Below are 21,475 nucleotides of genomic sequence, written 5' to 3' on the forward strand. Positions count from 1 at the left end.
AATATAACCATGTCAAAAAATATAAAACGAGACAAAATCAACCTTGGGGCGTCCATCATTGCTGCCACATTATTACTGAGTAGTATGTCTGTTCAAGCAGCGGGTGAAGCCAAAAATGTGATTTTCTTTCTAGGTGATGGTATGGGACCAACCGTGGTCACTGCCAGTCGAATATATGCTTATGGTGAATCAGGTAAACTCACCATGGATACATTTAGCCGTGCTGTGCGTATCAAAACCTTTTCTGAAGATGGACAAACGACGGATAGCGCACCTTCAATGGCAGCCTACATGACAGGACAGAAAACCCGTAATGAAGTGATTGGGATGAGTCCTGGCACAGTAGCCGTTGAACCAGCAGCAGGTAAAGCACCTGATGGGACAAGCGTTCGGAATGCTGTAAATCGTTGTCCAGAACCTGGTTCAAGCACTGCGGCAGGTACAGCTGCAATGACAATTCTTGAATTGGCAAAAGCCAAAGGCAAAAAAGTTGGGGCAATCACCACAACTGAACTGACCCATGCAACTCCTGCTGCAACTTTTGCACATGTATGTAATCGAAATGCCCAGTTTGAAATTGCCCGTCAAATTATTCCTGGTGGGGCTGGCTACAACAGCAAACTACTTGATGGTGTGGATGTATTGATGGGCGGTGGTCGTAATCACTTTACCCCATACAGCCCTAGCAATAGCAGAGGGCGTATTGATGGACGTAATTTATTAAGTGAACTGTCGGCAAAAGGTTATACCGTTGCTGCAAACAAAGCCGAAATGCAATCTGCACCACTCAACAAAAAATATATTGGTCTTTATACGGCAACCTCTCACCTTGCCTATGATCTGGATCGTTTGAATGGTAAGGCACCAGATCAACCTAGTCTTGCAGAAATGACCGTAAAATCAATTGAGATGCTACAGGCACAAAGTGGCGACAAGGGTTATTTTTTAATGGTCGAAGGCGGTCGTATTGACCATGCCCTGCATGGCACTAATGCCAAACGTTCACTACAAGACACTATCGCCTTTGATAATGCGATCAAAGCCGCTTTAGACAAAGTGAAACAAACTGATCCTGATCTCAAAAACACCTTAATCGTGGTCACAGCAGACCATGACCATACCCTAACCTTTAATGGCTACAACGCCCGTACTGGCAAAACCACATCGACTAATCCGGGGATTTTAGGCTTAAGCTATTTGTATGCTGTTGCCAACACTGCTGCTGCACCAAATCGCATTTTGGCTGATGGAAAACCACATGCTCCTGCCCTTGATGTAAATGGCAATAATGGATCAGTACTGGTATTTGGTAATGGTGGTGGTCCTCGTCCGACTTCTCGTGTCAACATTTCTGAACAAGATGCTGCTTCCGATGATTATCTACAAGAAGTTGGGATTCGCATGGGTGCACCTGGTTCTGAAACCCATGGTGGTGGTGATGTCATGCTATATGCAGAGGGTGCAGGTTCATCGATATTTAAAGGAACACGTGATAACACTTGGGTCTTTAGCAAATTAAAAGAAGCTTTTGGGTTCTAAATTTTGATCTATTTAAAACCTCAGCGAGGTGTATCTAGCTGAGGTTTTCTTGCTTATACAGGGTTATTTATGCGTTTTATTATCACTGTTTTACTTATCTTCTTCATCCACACTGTTCAAGCCGCACCAGTGCTTAAAGCGACCATTAGCCGAGAGTCTCAAGTGATTGGCAATGATGGTGTTACCCACACTTCAGTATTTCAAGAACACATGTATCGAGATCAGAATAATGTTTGGCTTGAGCGCGTGCTTCCAAAACATCATCAACATTCAACCGATGCTAAAAATAAACCCAGCCATAAACACCTAGACTTATCTGAAACGGCACAACATTATTTTCTCGACAATAAAAAATCAACACGACTCAATTTGGTTTTGCCTGAGGATAAAACTGTCATTCATTTACAAACTGTAGATATTGAAATGCTGGGTTTGACTAACTGCTGGACTTGTGTCTTTTCCATTTTTGATTACCGATCAGTGAAAAAAATGAAAATCACTCAACAAGGTAATGGCTATACATGGTATGAGAGCCAAAATGCAAAAAATAAGATTAAAGTAAAATGGGACAATAAAAATAATTTAGCGCTGATCATCGATATTCGCAGCTTAAATGGGCAAAGTTACAGCTTGACCAAAACCCACATCCAACAAGTGAATATTACGCCACCATGGACTCAATATGGAAAATTCATCTCGAAGGAATATGCAGATTTTGGTGATTGAACAACAGCTGATTAAAGTATAAAAAGCTTAATCTAACTGGAACATATTTTTATTTGGCTGATGTTCAATATTTCCAAAACCCTCTTCCAAATTAACAACTTTCTAATAAAAGATTGGACATCAACCTAATTTTTTTTAATAAAAATTTTAGTTTGATTTTATGAAAAATCCAACTGACCTAAATAAATAGATCAGCATATTTCACTCATTCATGAGTAATTCATAAATTTAATTAGGACGTGAGCCTTCAAATGCATTTTGTAATAAACGGCGAATTGCATTTTTTTCTATAGCTTCAGGATTCCAATATGGATTGGATAATGCAATTTCCGTTGCCTTATCCAAATCTGATTCAGTTAATCCTAATTCTGCCAAAGATATCGGTCCGTCAAGCTCATTAACCAGATCAAATAAAGCATTTGCTGCTGTAGTTTCTTTTGCTCCTAGTGCTCTTTTAATCCTATCCATCGCTTCAGGAACAGCTTGCTGGTTATAAGCAATCGTATGTGGTAACAGAACCGTATGAGTCTGTGCATGTGGTAAATTAAAACTTCCTCCTAAGGTATGACAAAGTTTATGATGAATCGCCATGCCGACATTTCCTAGCACATAACCACACAGCCAAGCGCCATATAAACATAAACTGCGTGCTTCAATATCTTGATCATTTTGCTTTAGAAGTCTTAATCCATCTGCCAAAGCCTTAATTCCCTCTTCAGCCAACAAAGACATGATCGGATTACCATTTTGAGCGTATAAACCTTCTGCTGCATGTGCTATGGCATTGATACCACTCGTAATAGACATATTTAATGATAAACTTAATGTAAGTTCAGGGTCATAAATTACTGTTTTTGGCAAAACTCGAGGGTCTTTTCCTGTTTTCTTAATACCATTTTCCGTGATGCCATAAACAGGGGTCATTTCCGAACCTGCATAAGTGGTTGGGATCGCAAGTATCGGCAGGTCATCCTCTAAAGCAATTGCTTTCCCTAAACCTGTCGTTGATCCGCCCCCTACAGCTATCGCACAGTCGGCATCTAATGCTCTTGAGACATTTATTGCTTCTTTCGCTGTTTCAATGGGTACATGCATAACTGCTTTAGGGAATATTCCTACACAAGAATGCCCTAGCAAATCAGATATCTTCTCTGCTAACTCAACCTGTTCAGGTGTACATAAAATTAATGCCTTTTTCGCCCCTAAAGCTTCAATTTCAGCTTTTAAATTTTTAAGAGAACCTGCTCCAAAAATTACTCTGCTTTGCGGAACATCATAGATAAATTCTTTTTTCACATTTAATCTCCTTATGGCAACGGTGTTGGCTGATAAGCATAAAATAGCCACTCGTTATTTTCTTTTCTCCAAATTGCTAATGATTTATTCTTTAAAAATTTTTGAATATTTCCAGCAAGGACTTCACAATGCATTTCACCAAAGACCAGTGCAATATCACCAATAATTTGAATTTTGGAAATTGGGTGTTCTATCCACTTATAATCATAAAAACCGCTGAACAATTTATCTAAGTACGATTGTTTTGAATCAGTGATTCCACCAGTATGCGTATAAGTCATTTCAGGATGAACCAGTTTGGCAAAATCTTCATAACGTCTTTCAACGATTGACTTAAACCGTTCATCCTCAAGTTTTTTGATTAGAATATCTTCCATTAGATTGATTACACTTTTAAATAACTCAAGATTTAATTCATCCTATCTTTTATAAAAAATTTTAAAAACAACGATTTAGGAAATTATATTTTCATAATTGAAAGAATATTTTTTATTGAATTTATTTATTAAAAATCAACATATTATAAAAAGCAAAAATTACAAACATACTATCTAAAATATTTTTCATAAATAAACTCTGCTTTCTTTTATTTTTTCTTATATTTAATACTAAATAAATTCTAGTATTTTTTGATTTACACAAATTAAAAAGATCCTAAATAAGGACCCTTTTAATTGATTATAATCACAAGAAAGTTATATTACCCGTTGAATAATCATGGCGATGCCTTGACCCACACCGATGCACATTGAACACAAAGCATATTGCCCTTGAATCTGTTCAAGTTGGTTGAGGGCGGTTGTCACCAAACGGGCACCTGATGCACCCAATGGATGCCCCAAAGCAATCGCACCACCATTCGGATTGACCCGTGCATCATCATCTGCCAAGCCTAAATCACGAGTCACTGCCAAAGCTTGGGCGGCAAAGGCTTCATTCAGCTCAATCACATCCATCTGCGCTAAACTCAGATGTGCCTGTTGAAGTAATTTCTTGATCGCTGGTGCAGGTGCAAAACCCATGATTCGAGGTTCTATACCGACAGTTGTTGCTGCAATGATTTTGGCACGTGGTTTTAATTGATATTGTGCAACGGCTTGATCTGATGCGATCAGTAAAGCGGCTGCACCGTCATTAATTCCTGAAGCATTGCCCGCAGTTACCGTACCTTCTGCTTTCACCACACCTTTTAATTTTTGTAAGGCTTGCAATGTGGTCGACGCTCGTGGATGCTCATCTTGATCCACCAACAAAGCATCACCTTTACGCTGAGGAATGGTCACAGCAACAATTTCTTGTTTAAAAAAGCCCTGTGCTTGTGCTGCTGCTGTACGTTGCTGGCTGTTCAATGCAAACTGATCTTGATCAGCACGGTTGATGTTGAATTGCTCAGCCACATTTTCAGCCGTTTGTGGCATGGTTTCTACACCATACATGTCTTTTAGCTTTGGATTGATAAAGCGCCAACCCATGGTGGTGTCTTCAATTTTTTGGCTACGCCCAAAAGCACTCTCGGATTTACCCATTACATAGGGTGCTCGGCTCATGCTTTCCACACCACCAGCAATGATCAGATCGGCTTCATTGGCTTTAATCGCCCGTGCTGCCATCGCAATCGCATCCAGTGAAGAACCACATAAACGATTGACCGTAGTTGCAGGCACTTCGACAGGTAACCCTGCCAATAATGCCGACATACGCCCCACATTTCGGTTGTCTTCACCTGCCTGATTGGCACAACCATAAATCACATCATCAACTTGTTGCCAATCCACGCTAGGGTTGCGTTGCATCAAGGCTTGAATTGGCACTGCACCTAAATCATCCGCTCTTACAGCTGCAAGTCCACCCGCATAACGACCAAATGGAGTTCGAATGGCATCAATGATATAAGCATTTTTCATGTGTTTTTCCTTAAATAATCTCCCCCTTGCGAAGCAGTACTTCTCATCCTTTAAAAAGGAGAGAGACTTCAGCCCATTATTTATTTAGGTGAAGTCCCCCTTTAACAAAGGGGGATTTCATCCATTAATTCTGCTGTGTTGCATCAACCAATTCAGCACCCGTCATCGACTGCAATTCTTCAAAGCTGAGACCCGCTACTTTTTCAATCACTTTTAAACCGTCTGGAGTCACATCAATCACACATAGATCGGTATAGATACGGTCGACACATTTTTTGCCAGTCACAGGATAGGTCAGCTCAGCCACGATTTTGGGTTCGCCTTGTTTGGTGACATGGTCAGTGGTGATAAAGACTTTTTTGGCACCGACTGCCAAATCCATCGCACCACCCACCGCAGGAATCGCATCAGGTGCGCCTGTATGCCAGTTGGCAAGATCACCATTTTCAGCAATTTGGAATGCACCCAATACTGCAATATCCAAGTGCCCACCACGCATCATGGCAAAAGAATCGCCGTGATGAAAAAAGCTTCCGCCTGTGAGCATGGTAACGAATTCTTTGCCTGCATTAATCAGTTCAGGATCTTCTTCGCCTTTGGCAGGGGGTGGACCAAACGCCAACAAACCATTTTCAGAATGTAGGAATACATCTTTGTCTGAAGGTAAATATTTCGAGATTTTGGTCGGTAAACCAATACCTAAGTTCACATAAGCGCCATCGGGAATGTCTTGTGCAACACGTTCTGCAATTTGGTCACGGCTTAGTTTTTGGTAACTCATTGTGCTTCTCCCTGTCCTGCATTGACAGCAACCACATGCTGTACAAAAATCCCAGGTGTAATGATATGTTCAGGATCAAGTTGACCGAGTTCTGCGATTTCAGAAACCTGTGCAATGGTCACATCCGCAGCCATCGCCATAATCGGTCCAAAGTTTCGTGCAGATTTACGATAGACCAGATTGCCCCAACGATCGCCTTGATAGGCTTTGATCAAGGCAAAATCAGCTTTGATCGGATACTCAAGCACATAGTCTTTTCCGTCGATCTGACGGGTTTCTTTTCCTTCGGCAAGCAATGTACCAAAACCTGTTGGTGTGAATACTGCCCCTAAACCCATTCCCGCTGCTTGAATACGACATGCCAAGTTTCCTTGAGGAACAAGTTCTAGTTCAATCTTGCCTGCATGATAGAGCTCATCAAATACCCATGAATCAGACTGGCGTGGGAATGAACAGATGATCTTACGTACAGCCCCTGATTTGAGGAGTTTTGCCAAACCATAATCGCCATTGCCTGCATTGTTGTTGACAATGACCAAATCTTTGACGCCAAGCTCCATCAATCCATCAATCAGCTCTGCGGGTTGTCCTGCGATTCCAAAGCCACCAATCATAATGGTTGAACCATCCTTAATTTGTGACAAAACCTCTGTCAATGAGCCGGCACGCTTATCAATCATTGGACAGCCTCAACTTTTTGTTTATTTAAAATAAAATCAAAATCTAATGTATAAAAAGGTTCATGTTGCTCTATACCATTGGGAGCAATACCATTTTCGTGTTTAAGCCAATTTGCAATTAAAGAAGTACGCACCCCAAAAACAGCATCAGAATCTAAATAATCTCCTTCAGCTTTAAATACATGAGTAACTAAACGTTCATAACCTGGAGCAGAAATCATAAAGTGTAAATGAGCTGGTCTCCATGGATGTCGATTTAATGCTTCCAGCATTTTGCCTACAGGACCATCGTGGGGAATTGGATATGCTTCAGGAACAATAGTCTGAAAATAATATTTTCCATCTCGATCTGCATGAAAAACAGCTCTACCTTGATATACGTCTAAATGTTGTTTTTGCACATCATAGAAACCTTCGTCATCTGCTTGCCAAACTTCAATCTCAGCATGCGGTATGATTTGACCATCAATCCCTCGAATAGTGCCATTTACAAACCAAGATGTTCCATTTATTCCCTCACTCATATTTGCACCTAATGATAGATGAGGAGCATCTTTGACATGAAAAGGACCGAATACAGTTGCTTCTGTACAACCTATTGGCTTTTTATGGTTCTGGGCAATAACTAAGGTCGATAAGCCGAGTGTGTCTGATAAAAGAATAAATTCTTGACGTGTTGGACTACAAATTTGCCCAACATCTGTTAAAAACTTTACACCAATCTCCCATTCTTCCTCAGTGAGCTGAACTTCTCTCGCAAAGGAATGAAGATGCTGCACTAAGGAGTGCATGACGTCTTTTAATCGCTCATTTTCAGCCAAAGAATTTCTTTCAATAACAGCTTGCGTGATTGTTCTTTCATCTAGATTTTTCATAATTTTCCATAAAATCAATCTTACTCCTATGAAACTCATGCTAAGCTGTTAATTATTGAAATAAAATATTGGTTAGGAAAATCTTTATTTCATTTAGGAAATAATAGGAAAGGATCATATGGACAGATTAACAAGCATGGAGTTATTTGTTGCTGTTGCAGAACTTGGTACACTCAACAAGGCAGCTGAAAAGTTAGATATATCGAATGCTGCTGCCACTAGACATATTAATTCATTAGAAAATAGATTGAATGTCAGACTGATTGAACGCAGTACGCGTCGATTATCATTGACAACGATTGGGACTGAATACTATAAAAAATGTAAAGACTTACTTTCTGAAATTGATCAAGCTGAATCGTCAATTACTTCCTCAGCAGTTGAACCTGAAGGAACCGTGACCATTACTTCATCTATTTCATTTGCGATTATGCATATCACACCTTTAATTCCGAAATTTAATAAACTCTATCCAAAAATCAAAATTAATTTGATCGGTGCAAATCGTTATCATGACATTATAGATAGCAATATAGATATTGCGATTAGAACTCGTGAGTTTGAACCTGACTCTAATTTAACCATTAGAAAACTGGCGACGACACATCGTATTTTGGCTGCTTCTTATGACTACATAAAGCGAAAAGGAAAGCCTAAAACCATTGAAGAACTTCAAAATCACGATATTTTACTGTATAGCCATGCGAATAATCCAAGGATCTTGAGTTTCAGCAAAGAACAGGAAACAAAAACCTTCGCTTTAAATCCAATTATGGAAACCAATGATGGGCAAATCGTCCGCTCTGCTGCATTAAATGGTGCTGGAATTTTGATCCAACCGCTCTACATTATTTATCAAGATATTGTTGAAGGCAGGCTGATTCCAATTCTCACAGATTGGCAACTCCCAGAACTTACCGTTAATATTGCATTTCAAAGTAGGCAATTTATGCCAATAAAGAATCGGCTTTTTATAGATTTTCTCATCGAGGATTTTAAAAATAAAGAATATGAACGTTATTGGGGCTCGATTCAATAACGCTCCTCTTTTTAAAGTTCAAGTCGATTGTTCTATCTCAAAAGTATTACAACAAATAAAACAGCACATCAAAATTCTATTATGAATCATATTTTAAAACTGTTTCATAAAGCACTGTGTAAGATAAATAACTTGCTTGATTCAGTTTCTATTCTAAATTAGTTTCTTTTGTATTTGATCAAAAAATTAAGTCATAAATAGACAAGAAGATAGTACCTCTTTCTTGTCTATTATTATGCTTTAATTAAAAACACTCACTTAGAAACTATAGATCGCAACGAGATTAAGACGATTATCAAGACCTTGTTTATTTTGGAAAGTTTCTCTTTTACCATAAACATATTCCATTCCAAAAGTAACTGGTCGAGTTGGGTTATACATCATATTTACCCAGCTTTGCCAAAGATTTTTATTAATCCGTCCTTCATTGGTAAAATTCTGACGATATCTTTGATTATCACTAAACGACATATAGCCATAGCCCCACGTACCACGCAACTTTGGACTATATTTGTAAGTAACCCCAAGGGCTAATGAATTAAATTCATTCTTTTCAACGATATCATTTGTCACAGGATTAATTGCAATTCCTGGATTAGTCCATGCGACAAAACTACTGTCACCATTAACATGGTAATAATCCATTTTCAGCTCTGTTTCAGGGTTGATCTGATATTTAGTACCCAATCCAATCCCCCAAGAAAAAGTCTCATCTGATGCCGTCCTCTTTTCAGTCGCTAGCGTTCTAATACTTATCAAACCTTTTCCATGATCAAACTTCTGATTCAATCGTAACGTTAAAGCTGGTAACCTTGTATAAGTTTGCGCATCTTTAGAGTCCTCCAAGGCACTCACTAATGCAGTCTGACTTCCTAAAGACCATGTATGGCGAAGCTGCATAAATCGGCGAACAGATCCACCGACATATCCCAAACCATCGATCGTTTCAGGCATAAAATCTGGCATTGCAAAGTTAGACCATGTTTGACCAATCAACCACTGATCATAGGTTAAATAAGCATGCCTTATTCTAAATTGATCAGCATTTATTCCACCTAAAAAATCAAACTCTAACTTACCTGCAACATGATTACTTTCAGATTTGATGTCCATGCCTAAACGACTGGCAGCCAAAGTTGATTTAAAAATGTCTGAACTTAAGGCACTACCTTTCAAAGGAACAGTGTTAATCTGATTATATAGTCTCGATGCATCTCCACCATCAGTTTGATAAGAAAAATCAGCTCTAACGGAACCATATAATTGAATATCAAAATCAGGTTTGTGTTTAACATTCAGATCATTTGATCGTATTTTTTCCGTAGTTCGGTTTTGAATTTGCTCAACAGAAGTTTCTAACTTTAAAATTTTCTGTTCAAGATGAGTTATATCACTAGCAAATGCTACATGCGTAGCGATTAGCAAACTTGAAAAGGCAATAGCTCTTCCGCCCAAGTTAATAGGATTCATACAATACTCCATTATTGTTAGATCAATTTGAATTAATTGTTTTTAGGTAAGTGACCGAATTTCCAAAAGATTAATACACCAATAAGTGCAATCGTAATTGGAACAGTAAAAGCAAAGAAAAGATTTGGAATGCTCCATTGTAAACGCATTAATTCTGCGCCAATAAGCGGTCCAAAAACAGAACCCAACCTTCCGATACCTAGAGCAAATCCTGCTCCAGTAGAACGAAATTCAGTTGGATAAAACACCGCACTTAATGCATTTAGTGCTACCTGTGCCCCTAAAATACAGAAACCCGCAGCGCCAATGACCATTAATACTAGTGAAAGATTTGTTGTGAGTTGACCAATAGAGCCTATAGCAATAATTGCCCCAACAAAGGTTACACTCAAAATTACCCCAAACCCTTTCCTATCAATGATCCAACCCAAAATCAGATTTCCAACCAATCCTCCTATCCAGAATACGGCGCCTGCCCAAACGGCTTGAGATTGATTATGACCAGCTTCAGTCATCAAAACAGGCAACCATGTTGCTAGAAAGAAATTCGCAAGCATATTCATAAAAATAATGACCCAAAGCATCACGGTACCAATGGCTAGATTATTTTTAAAAAGTTGAATGAGTGCCACACCATTTCTTTTCGTTTCATGGGTGATAAATTGCGTATCTTGACTGATAGCTTCTTTGTATCCAAGCTTAATCAGCCAGTCTACGATATATCCTTTTCTCTTACCCTTAACTGTTAAAAATAAAAGAGATTCAGGTAACTTGAAAAACATGAGAATAACGAGAGCTAGAGGGGCAATTGCACCAATCAAAAAAACACTTTGCCAACCAAATATAGGAATCACACTGGCTGAAATTATTCCTCCAATTACCCCTCCAAAAATGAAACCAGAAGAAATAATCATCATGGTTGTAATACGTATTTTTACTGGACTAAATTCGCCTGCTAAAGACACTGCATTTGGCACTATTGCCCCTAAACTTATGCCAGCTATGAATCGTACAATAATCAAATAGCGAATATTATCTGCCATTATTGTTGCAAACATACTGACTGAAAGCAGTAAAATTGCAGTAATAAGTATAGGTCTACGTCCAAATTTATCAGCTAAAGGTGCAAGAAAAATTGCACCTACAGCCATCCCTAATAAGCCTGCTCCAAACACAGTACCAAATGCTTCTTTCGCTATCCCCCATTCTTTAATCAATGCTGGAGCAACATATCCCATTGCTTGAACATCAAATCCATCAACAATCATACAAAGGGCACAAATCACCAAAGCCCATAAATGATGTCTACTGACTTTACTACGATCCAATACGTCTGATACGTTAATTATTTTCATTATAGCCTCCCTAGCAATTACAATAGGAGTTGTCATCGCTTAATATAGAGTTCGATTTCCACTCCACTCATTTTTAAAGCTCATCCTGATGCTTTAAAAATATAAGTATTTATAATCAATATCTTATTTCAGGTTAAATAGCTTTTTAGCATTCAGATAACCAATTTTTTTGCGATCATCAATTGAGATGGGTGCTTGATCAAACCAATTCGCGGCATGATCAATATTCTCAAATGGCCAATCGGTAGAAAATAAGATCTTATCTGAACCAATTTCTAACATTGCATCAATCAATGTTTGTGTTCTGAAATTACCTGAGGTTGTGATATAGAAGTTTTCATTAAAATATTCATGAATTTTTTTCTTTGCAGGATAGTTCGGTTCAACTTTCACCCAAGCATTTCGGTTATCAATACGCCACATCATATATGGCAAACCTTCGCCCATGTGCCCCAAAATAATTTTCAGTTTTGAATGTTCATCAAATAAACCCGACCCCATTAATCGCAATGCGTGTACAGCTGTTTCTTGTGCAAATGCCCATGTTGGTCCCATTAGCCATGAATGTCCTTGATAAATACGGCTGTCCTCTGGCAATGGATTACGGGGATGTAAATAGAACGGTATATCAAGCTCTTCAACTTTTGCCCAAAACATTCGATATTGAGGTAAATCGTAATATAATATTTCTTGGGTATTTTCACTTTGACTAAAACCATTGACTAATACACCAACAAAACCCAACTCCTTAATACAACGTTCTAACTCAATTACTGCAGCTTCAGGATCTTGCATAGGTAAAGTTGCAAAACCTTTAAAACGTTCAGGTCGTTTCGCACACTCTTCAGCTAAATAATCATTCGCCCTTTTTGCAACTTTTATTGCTTCAGCATGATTTGGTATAGCTTGAACAGCTGGCGCATTGAGTGACAAGATCATTTGCTCGATCCCATGGTTGTCCATAAGTTCTAAACGCGTATCGTGAATATCCAATAATCGCGCTTTCAATTCGATCCAATAATTATCTGGAACAAAACCTGCTGAATCCATGACAGTTTCTGGAATTGCAAAGTGTTCTTCTAAAGCTATTTTACCGTTCATATAAACATTCCTTGTGTTTTTGGATGATAAAAATTAAAACTGCCCTTTGGGTTCTAGACCAAGCATTTGTTGACCAATCATTGTTCCAACAGCATCCCAATTCATACTTATATGACGTGCTACAGCATTGGTATCACGCCAAGCGCGCTGGACAGGGTTATCTAAGTTAAGACCCAGCCCGCCTGTAGAAGCATTTAATGCTTCTACAGCGCGTAATGCTAAAAGAACAGAAAACCCTTGACCACGTCGACTGATTAGACGGTCATCAATTGAAAGTATTTTTTTTGAGGCTGCTAAGCTTTCCGCTTTTATTACATCTCGAAGTAAAATTTCGCGTGCCGCATCTATACTTGAAACCGCTTCTGCAACACGCAATTGAATCGTTGGAAATTCTGCCATTTTATTATTATGACCAGCGACAGCGCCGCGGGTCACACGTGCTGAAACTGTGTCTAAATAGCTTTCTAATGCCCCCTGTGCAGCTCCTACACCAACGGATGCCAAACAAGACGGCACTCCCATTAATAAAGGTATTTTAAATACCCCCCCTGAATATTGTTGTGAACCAGGAGTTTGACCACTGACAGCATCTTTAAACTTTAAAATACGATGTTTGGGTATCTCTACATTTTTTAAGACTAAAGTTTTTGATCCAGTTCCTGCTAACCCAATAACATTCCATGTATCTTCAATCTCATATTGTGTTGCTGGAACCAACAAAAAGGCAGGCGTAAATCCTTCACCTTCGGGTACAAATGCAGCACATAACGACCATTGTGCATGATCACACCCGCTGGCAAACGACCATTTTCCATTCAATATATAGGTGTCACTTGTTTCTGTAGCATGAGTTACTGGTGCATATGAGCCGCAAATCAGAGCCTGAGAATTTTCAAGCCATACATCATCCTGAGCTTGTTTGGGAAACATTGCTAAAAGCCATTGGTGTGCGGAAAGTAAACCCGCAACCCATGCTGTAGAGGCACAACTGGCTGCAAGCTCAATATTGGCATCAACCAATTCAAAAAAACTAAGTTCATCTCCTCCATATCGCTTAGGTTTCACAGCATCAAAATAGCCAATTTCAAATAATAATTGCATATTCTCAGATGGAACTTTACGTTGATTTTCAGTGTGTAAAGCACATTCTTTAAATGTATTTTTGAGTTTTTTCACCTTTTCTTTTAGGCTAATGTTTTTAAGATCAAGCTTTGTATTCATAGATTCATCCTTGGTGTAATTATTCAATTGATCTTTGGACTAGTAATGCAGTACTGAGTATTTTCGTATAGCAAAGGAATATGATCTTCCTTAACATCAGCTTCAATTACTCTGCCAATAAATAAAGTATGTGTGCCGTAAGGAATTGCGGCTACGCGTTTACAGACTACTTTTGCCAAAGCATTTTCAAGTGCTAATACACCACTCGAATGGCGTTCCCAACAGCCAATTTTGAAGCGTTCTTTGGGGATGACTTGTCCTGAAAAAGCATTTGAAATTTCCTGTTGTTCGGCGCTCAACACATTGACTGAAAATGTAGGTTGATTCAGCAAAATTTCATGTAAAAAGGTCTTATTATTTATACAAACCACCAAAGATGGAGGCTCCATTGAAACAGACATTACCGCTGTTGCTGTCATTCCATGATCCACACCATCTTTATTGCTCACGATGATATTCACTGCTGACGGAAATCTACGCATAACTGCGCGAAAATGTGTGCCAATATTATCCATAATTAGCTCATTCATTGAATTTTCCTTTTTCAACATCTATTGCAATTAAAATATTTGCATAAACAAATGTTGTCAATGCAATATAAATTACAATATTGAAATTCAGAATTTCAAAAATAATAAAATTATATAAAATAAAGACTTAAAACTTATAAATCATTATAATATTTGGACATACAAATGTTTTATTTAAAACATTTGTATGGTGTATGATAGAAATAAAGAAAAGAATTGAATGAAATTTATGAACTATAGATTTACCACTTCATTACCCTACTTGCTAAATCGTGTCGGTGTTCGTATGGGAGAAATTTTTTCAGAAAGACTGCTTGAATATAAGGTGACTTTACCGATGTATCGGGTCATGGCAGTTTTAAGACAAGAAGGCAAACAAAGTCTTGGCGATTTAAGTAATATGGTGACTGTAGAACTTTCCACCCTATCTAGATTGATCAAATCAATGAAAAATAGAGGTTTAGTTTCTAGTATCCGATTAGAAGAAAACGCTCGTATGGTACATATTGATCTAACAGAACAAGGTCACTTGCTGATTGAGAAACTTATGCCTGTTGCTGCTGAATTTGAATCTGTAGGTACAGCATCTTTTAATGATGACCAGATTGAATGGCTTAAAAATGCACTCATTCAAATGGGGGAAAATTTTGAAGAATTGCATTTTAAATAGCCAACATCAAAGTATAGCTCCCCCCTTTTGATCTAGATGCTGAATCATTTTATTCTCAATAAAATTAAAATGGGAGCATGGCTCTCATTTTATATATGGAAATTTACCGCAAGCAATGCCAATAGCGCTGGGATTGCTTGTATATAAATAATTTTTTTACTGGCAGTCAGTCCACCATAAATACCTGCTACCAATACACAAGCGAGAAAGAAATTCGCCAACGCAGTTGCATAGATTTCAGGTGCACATAAAGACCAAAATAAACCAGCAGCAAGAAAACCATTATACAGACCTTGATTTTGCGCCAACACCTTAGTCAATTGTGCTTTTTCCAGCGTGTTCCCAAATGCTTTTAAACCATAAGACTTATCCCATAAAAACATTTCTAACACGAGAATATACACATGCAACAGTGCAATCAAACCGACTAAAATTTGTCCAACCATGTTTTTTTCCTTATTTTTAAATATGGTGATAGATCAGCACTACTGCCGATCTATGTCAGATACGTTTATGGCTTTAAGAGTACTTTACCTTGACGCGCGCCTTGAGTGGCTTTCGCTGCAGCTTGTTTAATTTGATCAAAACTGAATATGCCTTCAACTGGGAGTACTAATTTTTTCTGAGCGGCAAGCGTCAATAATTCAACAATCAAAGCTTTTTTACGTTCTTTAGACAACTGCTTATTCACTACACTTGCCCAAAAACCTTTCACTACAGCCTGTTTAAAAATCAAATCACCAGAAGAGATCTGCATCAGCTCCCCAGTCATACTTCCGAAAGAAACCAAGACACTATTTTCACTGAGTAGAGCCAACATTTCACCACTGGCTTTACCACCAATTGAATCTACCCCAGCCATCAAAGGCTGATCTGCATGGATTGCTTTGACTTGTTGTTTCCAATCTGCCTGATCTGTAGCAACAACGTTTTCAATACCCAAAGCATTCATTTCTGCAATAGCTTCACTACGGCGAACCAAGTGAATGACTTTTTGACCACGAGCCTGTGCAATCATGGCAACTGTTTTGCCTACAGCACCATTGGCAGTATTTTGAATCAACCAATGATCTTTTTGAAGATCTATAAAATCTAGCAGCATCAATGCGCTGATCGGCATACCAATCAATTGAGCCGCTGTTTCATCGTCAATTGTATCTACTAATGGAACCACACCATGTGCGGGTGCAATAAAATACTCCGCCCAACTGCCATGTACAGCTGCAACAGCAACACGTTGTCCCAGCGATACTTGCTCTACACCCTCCCCCAAAGCATCAATGACGCCAACCCCTTCACTTCCTCCAATTGCTGGAAGTGTAGGCTTGTAGCCATAATTACCTCTTACCGTCCATACATCATGATTATGGATGGGTGATAAAATCATTTTAATACGAACTTCACCTGCTTTCGGTTCAGGTTTAGGCATTTCCGCTGACTCTAATACATCAACTGGTTCGCCAAAATTACGATGGATAATACTTTGCATTTGTTCAATCCTTTAATGGTTTTAGTAATTGCTGTGTTGTTTCCAATGCAAGATAAAGCGGTTGTTTATCTTGTGCGAGTCTTGCCAATAAGGCTGCACCCAACCAGAGCTGATACATGGTTTGTGCCATTTTTTCAGGTTCAATATCTATTGGAATTGAACCATCTTGTTGCCCTTCACGAAGTAAATTCGTAATACGTTGTGTCAGCTTACTTACACCAAAATTTAAAATTTGACGCATATCCTCAGATAAATCTGAGACCTCAGCTGCAAGTTTTACAATTAAACAGTTTTCAGCCCAACCACCATCATCATGGCTTGGGTCATCAATCCATGCTTGCCAAAGTGCCACTAAACGCGCATATGCATTGCCCTGTTCTATCTGCATAAGCTCATCTATTTTGACTTTATAATTAGCGAGATATTGCTTTAAAAGCTCGCATCCAAATGCCTCTTTGGAGGCAAAATAATGATAAAACGATCCTTTCGGAACGTCACAAGTCTTTAAAATTTCCTGTAAGCCCACTCCAACAAAACCCTTATGTAACACTAATTTATAACTGGTGTTGAGAATATATTGTCGAGTTGCTTCACTTTTATCTGATCTTTTCATGACTACACTATAACCAGTAATAGACCAGTCGTCTAGTGGATTTATTTGTGGTGTAGTATTGCAATTTTTAATCGGTACAAATAGTTAATTCATAACTAATTACATGATATTTATTTAATTTTTAGTTTTAAACTGACAAATTCACTTTCCTCTTCTGCTGGTCAGTATTACTTCTATACATTTTAGACTGTTTTTTAAACATTAAATTTATTACACAATGACAGCATTTTTTATACACTTTATTCATGATTAGCCAACACATAAACTCAACAAAAAACCTAAAATTATAATCAATTGATATTTATTAATTTTCTAAGCATCCAGTGATCTGGATGTGTTTATGAACGATGTTTTAATCGTACCTCTCCATATTTTATCTTTTGATTATGTTTTTTTAGTGAAAACTGTAAAACAGAGTCATAAATCAGGATTAAGCATATATGTATAAAAGAAAAATCAAACCCCTAGAAATCGATGATGTCGAGATTATTGATTATGATAAGACAAAAAAAGCCATTAAAGCAGCAGCTTTAGGAAATGCGATTGAATGGTTTGATTTTGGTGTTTATGGATATGTGGCTTATGTATTAGGTAAGGTTTTTTTTCCTAATTCTTCACCCAGTATACAAATGATCGCTGCTTTAGCGACCTTTTCAATTCCCTTTATATTTCGCCCTTTGGGTGGATTGTTCTTTGGTTTTTTAGGGGATAAATATGGTCGTCAAAAAATTCTGGCAATTACCATTATTATCATGTCGGTCAGTACTTTTGGTATTGGATTAATTCCATCATATGAGAGTATTGGAATTTGGGCACCGATCTTATTACTGATAGTAAAAATTGCACAAGGCTTTTCAGTTGGTGGAGAATATGCGGGTGCAGCAATCTTTGTTGCCGAATATTCACCTGACCGAAAACGTGGCTTTATGGGTAGTTGGCTTGATTTTGGGTCTATTTTAGGTTTTGTCGTTGGGGCTGGTGTAGTCTCAATGATCAGTTTTGCCGTAGGTGAAGCAGCCTTTGTCGATTGGGGCTGGCGAATTCCCTTCTACTTAGCACTTCCTTTAGGATTGATTGGCTTATATCTACGTCACTCCTTAGATGAAACACCGACCTTTCAAGCACATTCCGAAGCGCAATCACAGCTCAAGAAACCACAAAAAGTCGGTTTTAAACAAATTTTACGAGATCACCAACGTAGTTTATTGGTCTGTGTGGGATTAGTGCTGTGTACCAACGTCACTTACTACATGCTCTTGACCTATTTACCGAGTTATTTTTCACACAACTTAGGCTACTCTGAGAATCATGGTGTTCTGATTATTATCGCAGTCATGGTTGGGATGCTGTTTGTACAACCCTTTGTTGGTATGCTCAGTGATAAAATAGGTCGTCGCCCCTTTGTTTTCGCAGGCAGTATTGCACTGATTGTCTTGTCATACCCTGCCTTCTTATTGCTCGCAACCAACAATGTTTATTTGATCTTCTTAGGTCTGTTGATGTTGGCACTTTCATTGAATATGCTGATTGGTATCATGGCTTCAACCCTGCCTGCACTTTTCCCGACAGAGATTCGTTATAGCGCACTTGCAATTGCTTTTAATATTTCGGTGGTCATTGCCGGTTTAACGCCAACGATTACAGCGACCTTGGTGGAAACTACACAGAATATTATGATCCCAGCTTATTATCTTGTGGTTTGCGGTTGTTTTGGTGTGATTACTGCAATTTATCTTAAAGAAACTGCAAACTTACCACTAAAAGGTGCAAAACCAATGGCTGTGGATATGGAAGAGGCTGAAGAACTGTTGGAACAGTATCATGACAATATCGAGCAAAAAATCGAAAAAATTGATGAAAAAATCGAGGAGTTACAAGAAAAGCGTGATCATCTTGCAAAACAACATCCTGATATAGATTAGTTTAGGAATTAATTTGTAACGCAAAACACTTTCGTAGAGTGGCACATAAGATACTCAATGAACAAATGAAACTGTCTATTCAAATATTTTAAAGTAGCCAGTTTCATAGTACATTCAATTTTCTCAACGTCATTTTTTTGAAATATTATTACATCCTAATTTGCAAAATCATCACGCTGAATATATCGACTTGGGCTCATTCCCAAAACACGATGAAACATAGTGCTAAATGCAGCAGGATTTTTAAAACCAAAATCATAAGCAATCTGTTGAATTGAATGCTGTCGAATCAGCCTTTCTAAGCTTAACAATACGCACGCATGTTGTCGCCATTTAGAAAAGGACATCCCCGTTTCAGTTTTGAATAGTCGACTAAAATGACGTTCACTGACACAAAGTTGTGCAGCAAAGTCTTCAGGAGAAAAGTGGATATTCGGGCGCTGAATAAATGCTCTACAAATCTTCAGCATCGCTGGGTTTTCAGGTAAGGCTAAATGTAAATCGATCACCTCAGACAATTCAAGCTCACTTAAAATCAAATCAAAAATCAATTCATCACGTTTGCAGAAAGGTGGATTAAGTTGGGGCGCTTTTAAAAGTAGCTGTCTCAGTAGAGGAGAAATTGCCAAGACTTCACATTGTGTTGAAGGACGAGGTAAATATTCAGGACGTATATAGATACTACATGTTTTCACATTAAACAAAGTCAGCTGATGTGGAACTTCTGGGGGAATCCATACTGCTCTTTCAGGCGGAATAATCCAATTGCCTTGAGGTGTTTCAACATGCATCACACCTTCTGCGCCATACAGCAGTTGGGCACGTTGATGACTATGTTGTGCAAGTCTATAAAATTCAGCATATTGGGTTTCAATGGCAATGATTTTATGCTCTAGATGCTCAATACTATGAATAGAAATTTGCTTCATACACATGTCTGAATTAAGTAATTGAAAGCTGAATATAACAAACTTGCCTATTTTATAAAGCTCTAAAATCTGAATTATTTTTTAAGATTCTGATTATGGAACTCTATTTTATTCTACTGGGTGCAGGCATTCTTAGCGGTATACTTACCATTTTATTTGGTTTTGCAGGCGGTTTCGTCGTCGTTCCATTGGTCTATTCCACCATTCGCGTGCATGAAGTATCTGGTTCATTGGCGTATACGATGGCGTTCAAGAGTGCTGTTGCAACTTCCTTACTATTGATGATCATCAACTCTGGGCTTGCCTCATATCAACAGTTCAAACGAGGCAATATACAGCGAAAATATCTTTTCCCGATTGCCTATTGGATAGGGATAGGTGCAGTAATCGGGACTTTTTTATCGCTCTATATATCACCTATTTATTTAAAATGGGCATTTGTAGTCTATTTATCAATGACAATTCTGGACTGTCTCTCACGACAACTCAAATCACAGCAATTTCAGCAAATTTCTACACGTGTCTTAAACGCCAAAGAACAGCGTCTGGGTGGCATATTCATAGGTGGTATTGCAGCTGCACTCGGTGTTGGCGGAAGTGTGATGACCGTTCCTTTATTTCGCCGTTGTGGCTTAGATATGTCTAGCGCTGTCGCTCTGGCTAATCCTCTCAGTATGCCTGTTGCACTTGCGGGTTGCTTAACCTTAATTATAACTCAATGGATACAACCACCTCACTTAGGGATACATTTTTGGGGATATTTCTATTATCCAGCATTAATATGTTTAATCCTTGGAGGTTTTATAGGGATGAAACTCACCCTTGGTTTGTCAAGTAAATTATCCAATACAGCCCATGAACGCGGTTATATTGTCTTGTTAACTTTGGTCCTATTCAGTATTTTACTGACTTAATGAGATAAGTTTGTCTGCTCGTTCTTAAATCAAAATCCGCATTTTCAACTGATAAGATCCTGAATAAATTAGGATCTTCATCAACTTAAGAGTAATCACACTTAAACGATGCTATAAAAAACAATAGACCTCTTGCGAAAGTAGGTTTTTGGGCATTTAGCTATATGCAATACCTTATATAGTCAAACCGCCTGATTATTCATACAAGGGATTTGGATGATTCATTTATTTTGTACTTTTGAATCATAAACAGTCTTGCTATCACGAGGCGACATGGATGTCGCCATGTTGAGCGGGGGTATGAGGATGTACCCCTCGCTCAACGGAAGATTTTTGTTACTTTTCATCTCTGAAAAGTAGAGTATCGCCTACGCAAAACAATTTAAACTTTAGAGCTAAAGCGTGGCAATGCAAGCTTTAT

The 21,475-nt window shown here is 38.3% G+C and carries 21 protein-coding genes; 6 read left to right on the forward strand and 15 right to left on the reverse strand.

The window, feature by feature from the left end:
- The first annotated feature begins 9 nt into the window (after nt 1-9).
- Together AC1Z3T_RS17475 and AC1Z3T_RS17480 are read left to right on the forward strand one after the other, a co-directional pair.
- Nucleotides 10-1,539 (forward strand): alkaline phosphatase, encoded by a 1,530-nt coding sequence (locus AC1Z3T_RS17475; RefSeq protein ID WP_483396814.1) that lies wholly within the window; start codon nt 10-12, stop codon nt 1,537-1,539.
- A 69-nt stretch (nt 1,540-1,608) separates the two neighbouring features.
- Nucleotides 1,609-2,265: a hypothetical protein gene (locus AC1Z3T_RS17480; RefSeq protein WP_483396815.1), complete on the forward strand. Its 657-nt coding sequence runs from the start codon at nt 1,609-1,611 to the stop codon at nt 2,263-2,265.
- A gap of 228 nt (nt 2,266-2,493) precedes the next feature.
- On the opposite strand, the gene AC1Z3T_RS17485 is transcribed toward AC1Z3T_RS17480, so the two are convergent.
- The 6 genes from AC1Z3T_RS17485 to AC1Z3T_RS17510 all read right to left on the reverse strand — a co-directional run bounded on the left by AC1Z3T_RS17485 (nt 2,494) and on the right by AC1Z3T_RS17510 (nt 7,801).
- Nucleotides 2,494-3,561, reverse strand: a complete 1,068-nt coding sequence (locus AC1Z3T_RS17485; RefSeq protein ID WP_483396816.1) for a maleylacetate reductase — start codon at nt 3,559-3,561, stop codon at nt 2,494-2,496.
- Nucleotides 3,562-3,572: 11 nt separating this feature from the next.
- Nucleotides 3,573-3,938 (reverse strand): nuclear transport factor 2 family protein, encoded by a 366-nt coding sequence (locus AC1Z3T_RS17490; RefSeq protein WP_483396817.1) that lies wholly within the window; start codon nt 3,936-3,938, stop codon nt 3,573-3,575.
- Between the two features lie 318 nt (nt 3,939-4,256).
- Nucleotides 4,257-5,465 carry a 3-oxoadipyl-CoA thiolase gene (pcaF, locus tag AC1Z3T_RS17495; RefSeq protein WP_483396818.1) on the reverse strand — a complete coding sequence of 403 codons (1,209 nt, stop codon included), beginning with the start codon at nt 5,463-5,465 and terminating at the stop codon, nt 4,257-4,259.
- A 124-nt stretch (nt 5,466-5,589) separates the two neighbouring features.
- A complete protein-coding gene (locus tag AC1Z3T_RS17500) occupies nt 5,590-6,246 on the reverse strand; it encodes a 3-oxoacid CoA-transferase subunit B (protein WP_004829536.1) in 657 nt (218 codons plus the stop codon).
- The gene (locus AC1Z3T_RS17505) at nt 6,243-6,926 is read right to left on the reverse strand and encodes a 3-oxoacid CoA-transferase subunit A (protein ID WP_483396819.1); all 684 of its coding nucleotides are present in this window, start codon (nt 6,924-6,926) and stop codon (nt 6,243-6,245) included. The genes AC1Z3T_RS17500 and AC1Z3T_RS17505 overlap by 4 nt, the downstream gene beginning before the upstream one ends.
- Nucleotides 6,923-7,801 carry an intradiol ring-cleavage dioxygenase gene (locus AC1Z3T_RS17510; RefSeq protein ID WP_058972053.1) on the reverse strand — a complete coding sequence of 293 codons (879 nt, stop codon included), beginning with the start codon at nt 7,799-7,801 and terminating at the stop codon, nt 6,923-6,925. The genes AC1Z3T_RS17505 and AC1Z3T_RS17510 overlap by 4 nt, the downstream gene beginning before the upstream one ends.
- Before the next feature lie 118 nt (nt 7,802-7,919).
- Here AC1Z3T_RS17510 and AC1Z3T_RS17515 point away from each other — a divergent pair, with 118 nt between their 5' ends.
- On the forward strand, nt 7,920-8,840 hold the full coding sequence (locus tag AC1Z3T_RS17515; RefSeq protein WP_151714567.1) for a LysR family transcriptional regulator: 921 nt from the start codon (nt 7,920-7,922) through the stop codon (nt 8,838-8,840).
- A gap of 258 nt (nt 8,841-9,098) precedes the next feature.
- On the opposite strand, the gene AC1Z3T_RS17520 is transcribed toward AC1Z3T_RS17515, so the two are convergent.
- The 5 genes from AC1Z3T_RS17520 to AC1Z3T_RS17540 form a co-directional block, all read right to left on the reverse strand.
- A complete protein-coding gene (locus tag AC1Z3T_RS17520) occupies nt 9,099-10,310 on the reverse strand; it encodes a DcaP family trimeric outer membrane transporter (RefSeq protein WP_199936553.1) in 1,212 nt (403 codons plus the stop codon).
- A 32-nt stretch (nt 10,311-10,342) separates the two neighbouring features.
- Entirely contained in the window at nt 10,343-11,665 is a 1,323-nt protein-coding gene (locus AC1Z3T_RS17525; protein WP_009583903.1) for an MFS transporter, read from the reverse strand.
- A 123-nt stretch (nt 11,666-11,788) separates the two neighbouring features.
- Nucleotides 11,789-12,766: an amidohydrolase family protein gene (locus AC1Z3T_RS17530; protein WP_483396820.1), complete on the reverse strand. Its 978-nt coding sequence runs from the start codon at nt 12,764-12,766 to the stop codon at nt 11,789-11,791.
- A 33-nt stretch (nt 12,767-12,799) separates the two neighbouring features.
- Nucleotides 12,800-13,987: a flavin-dependent monooxygenase gene (locus AC1Z3T_RS17535; RefSeq protein WP_483396822.1), complete on the reverse strand. Its 1,188-nt coding sequence runs from the start codon at nt 13,985-13,987 to the stop codon at nt 12,800-12,802.
- 23 nt (nt 13,988-14,010) lie between these two features.
- Nucleotides 14,011-14,517 carry a flavin reductase family protein gene (locus tag AC1Z3T_RS17540; RefSeq protein WP_483396823.1) on the reverse strand — a complete coding sequence of 169 codons (507 nt, stop codon included), beginning with the start codon at nt 14,515-14,517 and terminating at the stop codon, nt 14,011-14,013.
- 229 nt (nt 14,518-14,746) lie between these two features.
- Between AC1Z3T_RS17540 and AC1Z3T_RS17545 the strand changes: the two genes are divergently transcribed.
- Complete coding sequence (locus tag AC1Z3T_RS17545) at nt 14,747-15,187, forward strand: MarR family winged helix-turn-helix transcriptional regulator (RefSeq protein WP_009583934.1); 441 nt, start codon at nt 14,747-14,749, stop codon at nt 15,185-15,187.
- Between the two features lie 89 nt (nt 15,188-15,276).
- Here AC1Z3T_RS17545 and AC1Z3T_RS17550 read toward each other — a convergent pair whose 3' ends face one another.
- The 3 genes from AC1Z3T_RS17550 to AC1Z3T_RS17560 all read right to left on the reverse strand — a co-directional run bounded on the left by AC1Z3T_RS17550 (nt 15,277) and on the right by AC1Z3T_RS17560 (nt 17,289).
- Entirely contained in the window at nt 15,277-15,633 is a 357-nt protein-coding gene (locus AC1Z3T_RS17550) for a DUF1304 domain-containing protein (RefSeq protein ID WP_483396824.1), read from the reverse strand.
- Between the two features lie 65 nt (nt 15,634-15,698).
- On the reverse strand, nt 15,699-16,676 hold the full coding sequence (locus AC1Z3T_RS17555; protein WP_042089851.1) for a zinc-binding dehydrogenase: 978 nt from the start codon (nt 16,674-16,676) through the stop codon (nt 15,699-15,701).
- 4 nt (nt 16,677-16,680) lie between these two features.
- Nucleotides 16,681-17,289 (reverse strand): TetR/AcrR family transcriptional regulator, encoded by a 609-nt coding sequence (locus AC1Z3T_RS17560; protein ID WP_004831307.1) that lies wholly within the window; start codon nt 17,287-17,289, stop codon nt 16,681-16,683.
- Nucleotides 17,290-17,729: 440 nt separating this feature from the next.
- On the opposite strand from AC1Z3T_RS17560, the gene proP reads away from it, so the two are divergent.
- On the forward strand, nt 17,730-19,211 hold the full coding sequence (proP, locus tag AC1Z3T_RS17565; protein WP_100884928.1) for a glycine betaine/L-proline transporter ProP: 1,482 nt from the start codon (nt 17,730-17,732) through the stop codon (nt 19,209-19,211).
- A 155-nt stretch (nt 19,212-19,366) separates the two neighbouring features.
- Here the strand turns inward: proP and AC1Z3T_RS17570 are convergent, their stop codons facing one another.
- A complete protein-coding gene (locus tag AC1Z3T_RS17570) occupies nt 19,367-20,140 on the reverse strand; it encodes an AraC family transcriptional regulator (RefSeq protein ID WP_262468838.1) in 774 nt (257 codons plus the stop codon).
- 95 nt (nt 20,141-20,235) lie between these two features.
- Between AC1Z3T_RS17570 and AC1Z3T_RS17575 the strand changes: the two genes are divergently transcribed.
- Nucleotides 20,236-21,054, forward strand: a complete 819-nt coding sequence (locus AC1Z3T_RS17575) for a sulfite exporter TauE/SafE family protein (RefSeq protein WP_252048365.1) — start codon at nt 20,236-20,238, stop codon at nt 21,052-21,054.
- The last annotated feature ends 421 nt before the right edge of the window (nt 21,055-21,475 follow it).

It is taken from the genome of Acinetobacter sp. B-6 (assembly GCF_056930735.1).